Genomic DNA, 14,215 nt, shown 5'->3' on the forward strand with positions numbered 1-14,215 from the left:
GTTGCCTCTACTCCAGATAGCCTGATATCTGATTGATATATCAATGCGGACTTTGAGTATGGTGCAGGTCACACTCGAGTGTCAACAGCAGCGGAAGGGGCGGGCGGAACTAGGCGTTGAAGAGCGCCTCCCGGACGGCATTCTCAAACCCACTGACATGGACCTTGGCAAGCTCGGACGCCCGCTCCTCGTCCCCGTCGATGACCGCTCGGAGCAAATCGAGGTGTTCGCGCACATGGTGGGACAGGTCCGGCAGGCGATCCATGACCATGCACCAGATCCTGATGGCCAGGTTGTCATAGCGGATCAGGATGTCCTCGAGGTGGGGATTCGCCGCGGCAGCGTAGATGCCCTGATGCACCCGCGCATCCAACTGGAGGGTCTCGGTGACGGAAGCCGACCCGACGTCGAACGCCTCCACCAGCTTCAGGGTGGCGCGCAGTTCATCCCGCACCACCGGGGAAGCCACGCGCGCGGCACGGGCGGCGGCGAGGGGCTCAAGCTGCGCCCTGATCTCGGAAATGAATGACAGGTCCGTGACGTCCACCCGGGTGGCGAATGTCCCGCGGCGGGGGTAGGTCTTCACCAGCCGGTCCAGTTCCAGCCGCTTGAGCGCTTCACGGACCGGAGTCCGCCCCACACCCAGGCTCTTGGCAAGGAGTTCGTCATTGAGGAGCTCACCAGGCTTGATCTCCAAGGTGAGCAGCCAGTCCCGGATGTTCTCGTAGGCGACATCCGCCAGGGACTTCCTGCCGGCGTCCTCTGCCACTGCCAAGGTTTCAAATACCACAGTGAGCCCCTTCCCTCGGGCCGGAAAAAAACTATTGACCTCGCCTGCTGACCAGTATACGCTGGCCATCAATCTAATATATCAGTCTTCAACTTTTGAATATATCTAGAAGGAGGAGGGACATGACCCTCATGGAAACAGCACCCGCCACGGCCGTCCGGCCGGAGCTCAAGGACGAGCAGGCACAGAAGTTCGTGCTGACCCTGTCCTGCCGCGAGCAGGCCGGGATCGTGCAGGCGGTGACCACGTTCCTTTTCGAGCGCGGTTTCAACATCGACGAGCACCAGCAGTTTGACGACAGCCTCCGCGAAACGCTGCACCTGCGCACGGCGTTCTCCGGCTCCCCCACCTACACGCCTGCCACGCTCGAAGAAGAATTCCACGGGATCGCGCAGCGGTTCGACATGAAGTTCAGCTTCCACGACCAGACCCCCAAGCGCGTACTGGTCATGGTCTCCAAGTTCGGCCACTGCCTGAACGACCTCATCTTCCGCTGGCGCGGCGGCAGCCTCGGTGGCGAACTGGTGGCGGTCGTTTCCAACCACGAGACCCACCGCGCCATGGCGGAAGCCGCCGGCCTGCCCTTCATCTACGTCCCCGTCACCCCGGACACCAAGGACGACGCCGAGCGCAGGCTCCTGGAGCTCGTGGATGAGTACAACGCCGACCTGGTGGTCCTGGCCCGCTACATGCAGGTGCTTTCGGACGACCTCTGCCGCGCGCTGGAGGGCCGGGCCATTAATATCCACCATTCCTTCCTCCCTGGCTTCAAGGGCGCGCGCCCCTACCACCAGGCCTACGACCGCGGCGTAAAGCTGGTCGGTGCCACGGCCCACTACGTCACCGCTGACCTGGATGAGGGACCCATCATCGAGCAGGAAGTCATCCGGGTGGACCACACCTACGGCCCGGCCCAGCTGTCCACCGTGGGCCAGGATGCCGAGGCCCTCGCCCTGTCCCGCGCCGTCCGCTGGCACTGCCAGCACCGGGTTCTGCTGGACCAGACCAGCACCGTGGTGTTCCGGTAACCGCACGCCCGTCCGCAGACACAATACTTAAAAGCAGCAGGAGAGACCTCTATGGAATCGTCGCCACGCATCGTCATCATCGGAGCCGGAATCGTCGGCACCAACCTGGCGGATGAACTCGTTACCCGGGGCTGGAACAACATCACGGTCCTGGACCAGGGCCCCCTTAATATGCCGGGCGGTTCCACGTCCCACGCCCCCGGCCTGGTTTTCCAGACCAACCCCTCAAAGTCCATGGCGCTGTTCGCCAAGTACACGGTGGAGAAGCTCCTGTCCCTCACCGAGGACGGCGTCAGCTGCTTCAACCAGGTGGGCGGCCTGGAAGTTGCCACCACCGAGACCCGCCTCGCAGACCTGAAGCGCAAGCTCGGCTACGCACAGGCGTGGGGCATCGAGGGTTCCATCCTCTCCCCGGCCGAATGCAAGGAGCTCTACCCGCTCATTAACGAAGAGGACATCCTCGGCGGCCTGCACGTCCCCAGCGACGGCCTTGCATTGGCCGCCCGCGCCGTGCAGCTCCTGATCAAGCGCACCGAGGCCGCCGGCGTGAAGTACATCGGCAACACTGAAGTGACGGGCATCGAGCAGTCAGGCCGCCGGGTCACCGGCGTCCAGACGCCCGACGGCGTGATCCCGGCTGACATCGTGGTTTCCTGCGCCGGGTTCTGGGGAGCAAAGGTGGGCGAGCTGATCGGCATGTCCGTGCCGCTGCTTCCGCTGGCCCACCAGTACGTCAAGACCACCCCGGTACCGGCACAGCAGGGCAAGAACGAGCTTCCGAATGGCGCGCAGCTTCCCATCCTGCGCCACCAGGACCAGGACCTCTACTACCGTGAGCATGGCGACCGCTACGGCATCGGCTCCTACGCCCACAAGCCCATGCCCGTGGACCTGGACGAATTGGGCACCTTCAAGCCGAACGAAATCAGCGAGCACAACATGCCGTCCCGGCTGGACTTCACGCTCGAGGACTTCCTTCCGGCTTGGGAAGCCACCAAGCAGCTCCTGCCCGCCCTGCGCGAGAGCGAGATCGAGGACGGCTTCAACGGCATCTTCTCCTTCACCCCCGACGGGGGGTCCCTTGTGGGCGAGTCCAGGGAACTGGACGGCTTCTTCGTGGCCGAGGCCGTCTGGGTCACCCACTCCGCCGGTATCGCCCGGGCCGTGGCCGAACTACTGGTGGACGGCAAGTCCTCCATCGACCTGGGCGACTGCGACATCCACCGCTTTGAGGAAGTGCAGCTGACCCCCGAGTACGTCAGCGAGACCTCGCAGCAGAACTTCGTGGAGATCTACGACGTCCTGCACCCGCTGCAGCCCAAGCTCTCCCCGCGCAACCTGCGGGTGTCCCCCTTCCACGCCCGGCACAGGGAACTGGGCGGCTACTTCCTCGAAGGTGCCGGCTGGGAACGTCCCTACTGGTTCGAGGCGAACGCCGACCTGCTCAAGGAGATGCCCGCCGACTGGCAGCCACCGGCCCGCGACGCCTGGTCCGGCATGTTCAGCTCCCCCATCGCCGCGGCTGAAGCCTGGAAGACGCGTACCGCCGTCGCCATGTACGACATGACGCCCCTGAAGCGCCTTGAAATCTCCGGCCCCGGCGCCTTGAAGCTGCTGCAGGAACTGACCACCGCGGACCTGAACAAGAAGCCCGGAGCCGTCACCTACACGCTGCTGCTGGATGACCAGGGCGGCGTCCGAAGCGACATCACCGTGGCCCGCCTGGATGAGCAAACCTTCCAGCTCGGCGCCAACGGCAACATCGACACCGCCTACTTCGAGCGGGCAGCCCGCCACCAGACCGAAAGCGGCAGTGCCGGGGACTGGGTCCAGGTGCGCGACACCACGGGCGGCACCTGCTGCATCGGACTCTGGGGTCCGCTCGCCCGTGAGGTGGTTGGCGCGGTCAGCAGCGATGACTTCTCCAACGACGGCCTGAAGTACTTCCGCGCCAAAAAAGTTGTCATCGGCGGCGTCCCGGTCACCGCAATGCGGTTGTCCTACGTCGGTGAGCTTGGCTGGGAACTGTACACCAGCGCGGACAACGGCCAGCGCCTCTGGGATGCGCTGTGGAAGGCCGGCCAGCCGTTCGGCATCATCGCGGCAGGCCGCGCCGCTTTCAGCTCGCTCCGCCTGGAAAAGGGCTACCGTTCCTGGGGCTCCGACATGACCACCGAGCACGACCCCTTCGAGGCCGGCCTCGGCTTTGCGGTGAAGATGGCCAAGGACAACTTCGTGGGCAAGGCAGCCCTGGAGGGCCGCACCGAGGAGAATTCCGCACGGCGCCTGCGCTGCCTCACGGTCGACGACGGCCGCAGCCTGGTACTGGGCAAGGAACCTGTGTTCTACAAGGACCAGGCGGTGGGTTACGTCACCAGCGCCGCCTACGGCTATTCCGTCCGCAAGCCCATTGCCTACTCCTACCTGCCCGCCGAGGTATCCATCGGCGATTCCGTGGAGATCGAGTACTTTGGGCGTCGGATCGTGGCCACGGTCACCCAGGACCCGCTGTACGACCCCACGATGTCCCGGCTCCGCGGATAGTGCCATGATCAGTTCAGAAACAGTCAGCAGCTACCTCAGCCGCCTGGCATCGAAACAGCCAACGCCCGGCGGCGGCGCCGCGGCGGCCCTCCATGCGGCGCAGGGTGCGGCGCTGGTGGCGATGGTGGCCCGGTACACCACCGGTGCCAAGTTCGAAGAGCACGCCGGCCTGGTGCAGCGGGTCACCGCTGAGGCCGACCGGCTCATCGCACAGGCATTGGACCTGGCGGAAGCGGATGAGGAAGCCTTCCAGGGCGTCATCGACGCCTACAAACTCCCTTCCGGATCGGACGAGCTCAAGGCGGCCCGTGCTGCGGGGATCCAGGCAGCGCTGGTGGCGGCGGCGGAAACGCCTGCCCGCCTGGTAGTCCTCGCAGCCGAGGTGGTGGGGCTCGCCACCGAACTGTTCGATGTCGCCAACGCCAACGTCATCAGCGACATCGCCGCCGCAGCAGATGCCGCCCGCGCCGCTGCCACCACAGCGCGCGTCAACATCGACATCAACGTCGTGGCGGTCAAGGACCCGGAAGCACGTGCGCTGCTTGCCCGGCGAACGGACGGGATCGAAGAAAAGGCGGTGCTGGCGGCAGATGCGCTGTCGGCGCGCGTCAGGGAAAGGATCCTTGGATGACCACTGAAACACTCTCCGGCAAGCCCTTGGCAGGACTGATCCAGGGCAGGGTGCAGGAGCAGGTACGCGCCCTGGATCTGGACGGCACCCTGCCGGTCTTGGCGGTAGTCATGGCGACCGCCGACGAATCTACCCGTTGGTACGTCCGCTCGATAGAACGGGCCGCCGAACGCGCGGGAGTCAGCTGCCGGATCATCGATCTTGGCCAGGAGGCCACGGAACCCGTACTCGCCGGCGTGCTGCGTGACCTCAACGCCGAACCCTCTGTCAACGGCATCATCCTGCAAACCCCGCTGCCCCGGGGGGTTCGGACCGAGAGCCTCGTGGGGCTCATTGCGCCGGAGAAGGACGTTGACGGTGCCAATCCGCTGAGCTTGGGACGCCTGGCCGTCGGGCAGCCGGCCTTTGCGCCGGCCACCGCACGTTCCGTCGTCGAAATCCTCGACCACTACCAGGTTCCCGTTGCGGGCAAGGATGTAGTGGTTGTTGGACGCTCCGCCGTAGTGGGCAAGCCGCTGTCCCTCCTGCTCCTGGGGCGCGACGCCACGGTAACGCTGTGCCATTCGAAATCGGGTCCCCTGGAGAAGTACACCAAGGACGCCGACGTAGTGGTGGTGGCCGCCGGCCGCGCCGGCTTGCTGACCGGCAGCCACGTCTCCTCCCAAACGGTGGTGGTCGACGTCGGCACGAACGTCCTTCCCGACGGCTCCCTGGTGGGCGATGTGGACGAGGCGACCGTCAAGGGGACGGCAGCAGCACTGACCCCGGTTCCAGGGGGAGTCGGGTCCGTGACGACCGCGTTGCTGCTTCTCCACACCGTGGAGGCCGCACGTCTGCAATTGTCTTCCCTGCAGCCGCAGGCCCTGCATGTGGGATCGCGCAGCCTGGATGCCCAGGTCCTGGAAGCCGCGGGATAGGACAGGCCAGGCACAGCGTCAGCAACGGTGTCCCGTTTTCCGTAAAAGGTGCTTCGGTGGGCCTAAGACCTGGGGAGGTATTCCTCACCGAAGCACCGTTTTCGGAAAACGGGGCCCGCAACCGGGATTTGCCCGTAAATAAGCAAGGAGGGGACACCGATGCCTGCCAACGGACCGACAGCCACCGTCTCCAGGAATACAGCCGCGTCCGGGGCCGTCATGGAACGGGGACGCATACCCTGGTCCGAAGCGCGCCACGTCGCCTTCGGCTCGGCCAATCCGCTCCCACCCGTGGCCGTCCCGCTCGCTGATGCCATCGGGCGGACCTTGAGCCGGAACGTCACCGCGCTCCAGGACCTGCCGCATTATGCCTCGTCCGCGATGGACGGCTGGGCCGTGAACGGACCAGGCCCGTGGCTGCTTGCCGGATCCGGCCAGCACGCCTCCCCGTCCCGCGAAGGAAACAGGTTTTTACCTGCAAACAGTGCCGCCCTGATCGCCACTGGCGGCCTGGTACCACACGGCGCTGATGCCGTCCTGCGGAAGGAAAGCGGCGTGGCCGCCCGGGACACCAACGGCAACCAGGTCCTGAGCCTCCGTCCGGACGCCAAGCCCGGCGAGCCGCGCAGGGGCCAACACATCCGCCCTGCCGGACAGGAAGCCCGTTCGGGCGACGTGCTCCTGCCTGCCGGCACCGTCCTTAACCCGGTACATGTGGCACTGGCTGCAGCGGCGGGACATGACACCGTCGAGGTCCTCGCCCGGCCCGCGGCCGCCGTCGTACTGACCGGGTCCGAAGTAGTCACGCACGGTGTCCCCGCCCCCGGTCAGGTCCGGGACACTTTTGGCCCGCAGCTTGGGCACGTAGTTTCCCTGCTGGGTGGCGCCGCCGGCAGTCCGCAGAGAATCGGCGACTCCTTTGACAGCTGGCTCGATGCCTTGGACAGCCCGGTCCTGCCCGCCGGCGGCCACGCAGATGTCATCATCACCACCGGCGGCACCGGGAAATCCGGGACGGACCATTTCCGGGCCGCCATCGACGCCTTGGGTGGACAGCTGTTGGTGGACGGCATCGCGATGCGTCCCGGCCATCCGGCCGTGCTCGCAGGGCTTCCGGACGGGCGGTTCGTTGTCGGCCTCCCGGGTAATCCCCTGGCGGCCGTGATGGCCCTGCTCACTATCGGTGCACCCCTGATCGCCTCGCTTGAGGGAACACAGCTGCCTCCGTTGCAGCTCGTGATGTCCGGCAGCGACATTGAGGGTGATCCAGGAAGGACCCGCCTCCTCCCCTGCCGGTTCCTGTCCGGCCTTGCATTCCCGGTCGGGCACGCCGGCCCCGGTATGATGCGCGGGCTTGCCTGGGCAGACGCCGTCATGGCCGTTCCTCCCCAGGGCGTTGACTCGGGCGGACCCGTTCCAGTGCTCCCGCTTCCGTGGGCGGCACAACCAGAAACCGCAAGCACACCCGTGGCGCAAGGACGGAACACCGCGTGGCACGCATGACCCAACGCCGGAAGATCCACCGCTTCCACCTGGACGACACCGGCACCGGACATCCCGTCCGCGTCAAGGAGGACTTGCTCGCTGCTGAAGAGCCTCTCGAGATCCGCATCAACGGCACCTCCTTCGCCGTGACAATGCGGACGCCCGGCGACGACTTCGACCTTGTTGCTGGATTCCTCGTTTCGGAGGGCGTGGTGCACCACGCGTCGGAGTTGATCGCCCTGCGCTTCTGCGCAGGCGCCCTGGACCGCGAGCAGACGTTCAATGTCGTCGATGCCCAGCTTCACCCCGAGGTGGCGCTGCCGGACACCAAGCGAAACGTCTATACCTCGAGTTCATGTGGCATCTGCGGCACCGAATCCATCGACGCCGTCCGGAAGACCCAGCACTTTGATACATCCCTGCATCCGGTCCATATACCCCTGGACGTGCTTGCGGCGCTCCCGGAACGGCTGCGGGAGGCCCAGGCCGTATTCGACAGGACCGGAGGCGTGCACGCGGCCGGCCTGTTCCATGTGAACGCTGACGGACCGGAGCTGCTGTGCCTGCGCGAGGACGTGGGCCGGCACAACGCGGTGGACAAGGTGGTGGGCTGGGCCCTGCGGGAGGGCCTGCTGCCGTTGCGCGGCACGATCCTGCAGGTCTCGGGCAGGGCCTCCTTCGAGCTTGTCCAGAAGGCCGCGCTGGCCGGGATTCCGGTCCTGTCCGCAGTCAGCGCTCCGTCGAGCCTGGCGGCCAACCTCGCGGCCGAAACCGGCATGACACTGGTGGGTTTCAACCGCGGCACCAGCCTGAACGTCTACACGGGGCGGGAACGGGTTCCCCGGCTACGTCAGGAGGTCATTATCCCGGCCTGACACAAATGTTTGCCCGGCCCTTGCACCGGCACTGGTACGACAGACGGGGCGGTCTCCCTATCCTGGGGGTAGGGCTTTCGGCATGCCCCGAAGCACCAAGCAGAACGCTTACATACTCTGACGTTCACAGGTCACACTCTTGACATTGGGTGTGAGCTAGCGCACGATTTTGTTGCATAGAGCGAACGTTGTTGATCATCACGGAACGAAGCTCGCCCGGATATGCTCCTCGCGTCCCCCGACTCCACCGTGATGGCCTTGGAAACGGACGAACGAATTCATGATGGCCGATCCGAAAGGGAGCCCTGGCTCTCGCATCGGCCGCACAGCGATGTCAGCACCTTCGCGGCAGCGCTGAATCACCAAAGGAAACTGTTTATGACTATCAAAGGTGGCAGCACCATCGATCAAAGCAGTACGGAGCGCCGCAAACTGGGGACGACGGCCTCCGCAACAAAAGACACCAGCTCCAAGTTCAAGCGCCGCTTCATGGTGCGGCTCGTCGCGGTCTTCATCGGCGGGATGTTCCTCGACGGTTACATCCTCGGAATCATCGGCCCCGTCACGGGCCCCATGCGGTCAGATCTCCAACTGGACGCACTCTCACTGGGCATGATCGCCGCAGGCCCCCTGGCTGGTATCTTCGTCGGCTCCCCACTGGCTGGCTGGGCAACTGACAAGTTCGGACGCAAGCCCATGTTCCTCGTGGACATGGGCCTGTTCCTGGTCGCCTCAGCGGCCCAGTTCTTCGTAACCTCCGGAGACGGCGCCGTGATCCAGCTGGCCATCATCCGGTTCATGATGGGCGTCGCGATCGGTGGCGAGTACTCAATCGGCGGCCCGTTGCTGTCAGAGTTCTCCCCCCCAAAGCTCCGCGGGCGGTTGCTCGGGCTGACCCTGATCGCCTGGTACGTCGGTTTCATGATGGCATTCATCATTGGCACGCTCCTGCACGACGCCGGCACCCCCTGGCGCCTTGTCATCGGCACGAGCACCGTACTGGCATTCGTTCTGTTCATCGCGCGCATAGGCCTCCCTGAATCGCCGAGCTGGCTCATCACGAAGGGACGGCGTGAGGAAGCACTCGCGATCGCCCACAAATACGTCGAATCGCCACAGATGCAGAACAGCATCACCGAGGAGATCGACCTGCGGATGATCCAGGAGGCCCAAGCAGCGCAGGGCAGGACCAAAATCAAGAACGCTTCCTTTGGAATGCTATTCTCGAAGGAGCACTGGCGCACCACCCTCTTCACCGCCGGTTTTTGGTTCTGCGCAGTCACTCCGTACTTCGCGATCGCGACCTTCGCCGACGACGTACTCAGCCAATTCGGCTTCGGCGGCGGCTGGGCCGGCGGAGTCGGCCTGTCCGCACTTGCGGCCGCGGGTGTTGTTACCACCGTGCTCCTGATCGACAAGCTGGGCCGCCGAATCCTCACCGTGCCCGGGCAGTGGCTCTGTGCAGGCATCCTGCTGGTCATCGGTATCTGGGCGGACGCACCAGCAATCCTCGTGCTCGCCCTGTTCCTCGCCTTCTCCTTCTTCAATGCCGGCTACACCACATTGACCCAGGTCTATCCGGCCGAGGTATTCCCGGCCCCCCTGCGCGGCATCGGCATGGGCTTTGCCGCGGCTTTCAGCCGCATCGGAGCCGCACTCGGCACCTTCGCCCTGCCGTGGGCAATCAGCAACATCGGCTTGGGCCCCAGCATGGTCGTGGCCGCCATCGTTGCATTGCTCGGTGCAGTCCTCTCGCAGTGGCTCGCGCCCGAGACGAAGGGGCGTACCCTCGCGGAGATCTCAGCCAACGTCTCCCACTGACACCGGGACGCAGAGTCACTACAAGAGGCCTTCGCCGCACCAGCGGCGAGGGCCTCTTTGCTGCCTATCGACACAGATGCCGCCACCCCCGCAACAAAGCGGCAAACCCTTGACGTCACCTGTGAGCTGGGCCACCCTGTTGCATATAGTGATGCGCGTTGCTCATAGCGAAGCAAGTCCCATCACCCGGTCAGGCGGATTCCAGCAGCAACCAGGAGAACCCAAAATCATGAGCGCATCACCCCGCGTCGTCATCATCGGAGCCGGCATTGTCGGAACCAACCTCGCCGACGAGCTGGCAAGCCGCGGCTGGAACAACATCACCGTCGTCGAGCAAGGCCCGCTGGAGCTGGCAGGCGGCTCCACGTCGCACGCCCCGGGCCTGGTGTTCCAGAACAATCCGTCAAGGACCATGACGGAGTTCGCCACCTACACCGTGAACAAGCTCCTCGCCCTGAGCAAGGACGGCCAGTCCTGCTTCAACCAGGTGGGCGGCCTGGAGCTGGCCACGACGCCGGAGCGGCTGGCCGACCTCAAGCGCAAGATGGGCGTGATGACCTCCTGGGGTGTCGAAAGCCGCATCATCGATGCCGACGAATGCGAAAAGATCTACCCGCTGTTGAACACCGGCAAGCTTTCCGGCGGCCGCCAGGTCCTGGGCGGCCTGCTCATCCCCACGGACGGGCTCGCCCTGGCGGCCCGGGCCGTGCAGCTGCTGATCGGGCGTACGCGCGAACGCGGCGTCACCTACCGCGGCTCGACCACCGTCACCGGCATCGCCCAGGAGGGCGGCAAGGTCACCGGTGTCGAGACCTCCTCCGGTGTGATCCCGGCGGACATCGTGGTGTCCTGCGCCGGGTTCTGGGGCCGTGAACTCGGCCGGATGGTGGGCCTGGAGGTGCCTCTGCTGCCGCTGGCCCACCAGTACGCCGTCACCACACCCCTTGCCGAACTCGAGAACGTCAACGAGCTTCCCAACGGCGCCGGCAAGCCCATTCTGCGCTACCAGGACAAGGACTTGTACTACCGCGAATGGGGCGACCGGATCGGCATCGGCAGCTACGCCCACCGTCCCATGCCCGTGGACATGTCCGCACTGCCGAAGGTCCCTGCCGAGGACATGTCGGACCACCGCATGCCCTCCCGCCTGGACTTCACCCTGGAAGACTTCCTTCCCGCCTGGGAGGACAGCCAGGAACTGCTGCCCGCACTGCGCAGCACCGAGATCCAGGACGGTTTCAACGGCATCTTCTCCTTCACCCCGGACGGCGGCCCGCTCATGGGCGAGGCACCGGACCTCGAGGGCTTCTTCGTGGCCGAGGCCGTCTGGGTCACGCACTCGGCCGGCGTTGCCAAGGCCATGGCAGAGCTGATCATCGACGGCCAGCCGCAGACCGACCTGCACGGCTGCGAGCTGACCCGCTTCGAGAAGGTGCAGACCTCCGACGCGTATGTCAGCGAGACCTCGCAGCAGAACTTCGTGGAGATCTACGATGTCATGCACCCGCTCCAGCCCCGGGAGTCCCCGCGGGACCTGCGTGTCAGCCCCTTTAACGTCCGGCAGAAGGAGCTCGGCGCCTTCTTCCTGGAGTCCGCCGCCTGGGAACGCCCGCACTGGTTCGAAGCCAACCGCGGACTCCTTGCCGAACTGCCGGAAGAATGGCAGGCCCCGGAGCGCGACGGGTGGTCCGGCATGTTCCACTCCCCCATTTCCGCCGCCGAAGCGTGGAAGACGCGCACCGCCGTCGGACTTTTCGACATGACGCCGCTGAAGCGGCTCGCCGTCACGGGGCCCGGTGCCCAGGCACTGCTGCACCGCCTCAGCACGGGCAACATCGCCAGGAAGCCGGGTGCCGTGACGTACTGCCTCCTGCTGGCGGACGACGGCGGCATCCGCAGCGACGTGACCGTGGCCAGGCTCGCGGAGGAAGAGTTCCAGCTGGGCGTGAACAGCAACGTGGACTTCGACTACCTCCGGGTGGAGGCCCGCCGGCAGTCAGCGGCCGATCCCACCCAGTGGGCGCACGTCACCGACATCACCGGCAGCACCTGCTGCATCGGCCTGTGGGGCCCGCTGGCCCGCGAGGTCATCGGCAAGGTCTGCACGGATGACCTGACCAACGAGGGCCTGAAGTACTTCCGGACCAAGGAGATCTCGGTGGGCGGCATCCCTGTCACGGCGATGCGGCTCTCCTACGTTGGCGAACTCGGCTGGGAACTTTACACCACCGCCGAGTACGGGCTGAAGCTTTGGGACCTCCTGTTCGAGGCCGGCCAGGAGCACGGCATCATCGCTGCCGGCCGCGGCGCCTTCAACAGCATGCGCCTGGAGAAGGGCTACCGGCTGTGGGGCACGGACATGACGTCCGAGCACCACCCGTACCAGGCAGGCCTGGGTTTCTCCGTGGCCAAGGACAAGACCGGGTTCGTAGGCGCCGAGGCACTCGCCGGACTCAAGGATCAGCCGGCTGCCAAGACGCTGCGCTGCCTGACGGTCGACGACGGCAGGTCAGTGGTGCTTGGCAAGGAACCGGTGTTCGTGGCCGGGGAAGCCGTTGGGTACGTCACCAGTGCGGCCTACGGCTACACCGTCCGCAAGCCCATCGCCTACGCCTGGCTGCCGTCCGCCGTTGGGGTCGGTGACTCTGTGGAGATCGAGTACTTCGGGCGGCGTGTGGCGGCCACGGTTTCCGCCGAGCCGCTGGTGGACCCGGGGATGGAGCGCCTGCGCGGCTGATCTGCCCCACCAAGACCAGGTGGTTGGGCCTGCTCGAGACCGGCAGGCCCAACCACCTTTTTGTTGCCCGCGGAGCGCGCACTGCGGCAACGGAAAAGGAGCCAGTCCCAAGGTAGATCCTTGGGACTGGCTCCCATGCTCTTCAGAAACCGGACTCCGGATATCAGTTGCTGAGGTAACCGTTCGGGTCCAGGACGTACTTCGTGGCAGCTCCGGCGTCGAACTCCGCGTACCCGCGCGGGGCATCGTCGAGCGAAATGGCCGTAGCGTTGACCGCTTTGGCGATCTGGATCCTGTCATGCAGGATCGCCATCATCAGCTGCCGGTTGTACTTCATCACCGGGCACTGGCCCGTGGTGAAGGACAGGGACTTGGCCCAGCCGGTGCCCAATGACAGGGACAGGCTTCCCTTCCGGGCGGCCTCGTCCGCGGCCCCCGGATCGCCGGTGACGTAGAGGCCGGGAATGCCGACGGACCCGCCGGCGGTGGTGAGGTCCATCAGCGAGTTAAGCACCGTGGCCGGCGCTTCCTGGGCGCCGTGGCCGTGTCCGCGGGCCTCAAAGCCGACAGCGTCGATGCCGGAGTCGACCTCCCGGACGCCGAGGATCTGCTCGATCTGGTCTGCGGGGTCGCCATTGGCCACATTGACGGTTTCGCAGCCAAAGGACCGGGCACGGGCCAGGCGGTCCTCGTTGAGGTCGCCCACGATGACCACCGCGGCTCCCAGCAGCTGGGCGCTGGCCGCCGCGGCAAGGCCTACGGGGCCGGCTCCGGCAACGTACACGGTGGACCCGACGCCGACGCCGGCCGTCACGGCGCCGTGGAAGCCGGTGGGCAGGATGTCCGACAGCATGGTCAGGTCCATGATCTTCTCCAGCGCCTGGTCCCGGTCCGGGAACCGCAACAGGTTCCAGTCGGCGTACGGAACCAGGACGTACTCCGCCTGCCCACCGACCCAGCCGCCCATGTCCACGTAGCCGTAGGCAGAGCCGGGACGGTCCGGGTTCACGTTCAGGCAGATGCCGGTCTTGCGCTCTTTGCAGTTCCGGCAGCGCCCGCAGGAGATGTTGAAGGGGACCGAGACGATGTCCCCCACCTTGATGAACTCGACGTCGGGACCGGTCTCAATGACTTCACCGGTGATCTCGTGCCCCAGGACGAGGCCGGCCGGGGCGGTGGTCCGGCCGCGGACCATGTGCTGGTCGGACCCGCAGATGTTGGTGCTCACGGTGCGCAGGATGACGCCGTGCGGGACCTTCCGGCCGACATTAGCGGGATTGACGCCGGGGCCGGCTTTCAGTTCAAACGAGGGATAGGGGGTGTCGATGACCTCGACGACTCCGGGCTCCTTGTACGCAACGGCTTTGTTACCTGACATGGGCATGGC

At 65.7% G+C, this 14,215-nt stretch carries 10 protein-coding genes; 8 read left to right on the forward strand and 2 right to left on the reverse strand.

Annotation, left to right across the window (positions count from 1 at the left end; genetic code table 11):
• Window positions 1-109: 109 nt before the first annotated feature.
• Window positions 110-790, reverse strand: a complete 681-nt coding sequence (locus VXJ37_RS10185) for a GntR family transcriptional regulator (RefSeq protein WP_331322920.1) — start codon at window positions 788-790, stop codon at window positions 110-112.
• Window positions 791-912: 122 nt separating this feature from the next.
• Here VXJ37_RS10185 and purU point away from each other — a divergent pair, with 122 nt between their 5' ends.
• The 8 genes from purU to VXJ37_RS10225 all read left to right on the forward strand — a co-directional run bounded on the left by purU (window position 913) and on the right by VXJ37_RS10225 (window position 12,828).
• The gene (gene purU, locus VXJ37_RS10190) at window positions 913-1,818 is read left to right on the forward strand and encodes a formyltetrahydrofolate deformylase (protein ID WP_331322921.1); all 906 of its coding nucleotides are present in this window, start codon (window positions 913-915) and stop codon (window positions 1,816-1,818) included.
• 51 nt (window positions 1,819-1,869) lie between these two features.
• The gene (locus VXJ37_RS10195) at window positions 1,870-4,362 is read left to right on the forward strand and encodes a GcvT family protein (protein ID WP_331322922.1); all 2,493 of its coding nucleotides are present in this window, start codon (window positions 1,870-1,872) and stop codon (window positions 4,360-4,362) included.
• 4 nt (window positions 4,363-4,366) lie between these two features.
• Window positions 4,367-4,993 carry a cyclodeaminase/cyclohydrolase family protein gene (locus VXJ37_RS10200; RefSeq protein WP_331322923.1) on the forward strand — a complete coding sequence of 209 codons (627 nt, stop codon included), beginning with the start codon at window positions 4,367-4,369 and terminating at the stop codon, window positions 4,991-4,993.
• Window positions 4,990-5,910, forward strand: coding sequence for a bifunctional 5,10-methylenetetrahydrofolate dehydrogenase/5,10-methenyltetrahydrofolate cyclohydrolase (locus tag VXJ37_RS10205; protein WP_331322924.1), 921 nt, complete (start codon window positions 4,990-4,992; stop codon window positions 5,908-5,910). The genes VXJ37_RS10200 and VXJ37_RS10205 overlap by 4 nt, the downstream gene beginning before the upstream one ends.
• A 159-nt stretch (window positions 5,911-6,069) precedes the next feature.
• Window positions 6,070-7,413: a molybdopterin molybdotransferase MoeA gene (locus tag VXJ37_RS10210; RefSeq protein ID WP_440589795.1), complete on the forward strand. Its 1,344-nt coding sequence runs from the start codon at window positions 6,070-6,072 to the stop codon at window positions 7,411-7,413.
• Window positions 7,401-8,270, forward strand: a complete 870-nt coding sequence (fdhD, locus tag VXJ37_RS10215) for a formate dehydrogenase accessory sulfurtransferase FdhD (protein WP_331322925.1) — start codon at window positions 7,401-7,403, stop codon at window positions 8,268-8,270. Before VXJ37_RS10210 ends, fdhD begins: the two co-directional genes overlap by 13 nt.
• Window positions 8,271-8,648: 378 nt before the next feature.
• Entirely contained in the window at window positions 8,649-10,091 is a 1,443-nt protein-coding gene (locus VXJ37_RS10220; protein ID WP_331322926.1) for an MFS transporter, read from the forward strand.
• Between the two features lie 229 nt (window positions 10,092-10,320).
• Window positions 10,321-12,828 carry a GcvT family protein gene (locus VXJ37_RS10225; protein WP_331322927.1) on the forward strand — a complete coding sequence of 836 codons (2,508 nt, stop codon included), beginning with the start codon at window positions 10,321-10,323 and terminating at the stop codon, window positions 12,826-12,828.
• A gap of 163 nt (window positions 12,829-12,991) precedes the next feature.
• Here VXJ37_RS10225 and fdhA read toward each other — a convergent pair whose 3' ends face one another.
• A complete protein-coding gene (gene fdhA / locus VXJ37_RS10230; RefSeq protein ID WP_331322928.1) occupies window positions 12,992-14,206 on the reverse strand; it encodes a formaldehyde dehydrogenase, glutathione-independent in 1,215 nt (404 codons plus the stop codon).
• Between the last annotated feature and the right edge of the window lie 9 nt (window positions 14,207-14,215).

Source organism: Pseudarthrobacter phenanthrenivorans, assembly GCF_036455295.1.
Classification (GTDB): Bacteria; Actinomycetota; Actinomycetes; order Actinomycetales; family Micrococcaceae; genus Arthrobacter; species Arthrobacter phenanthrenivorans_C.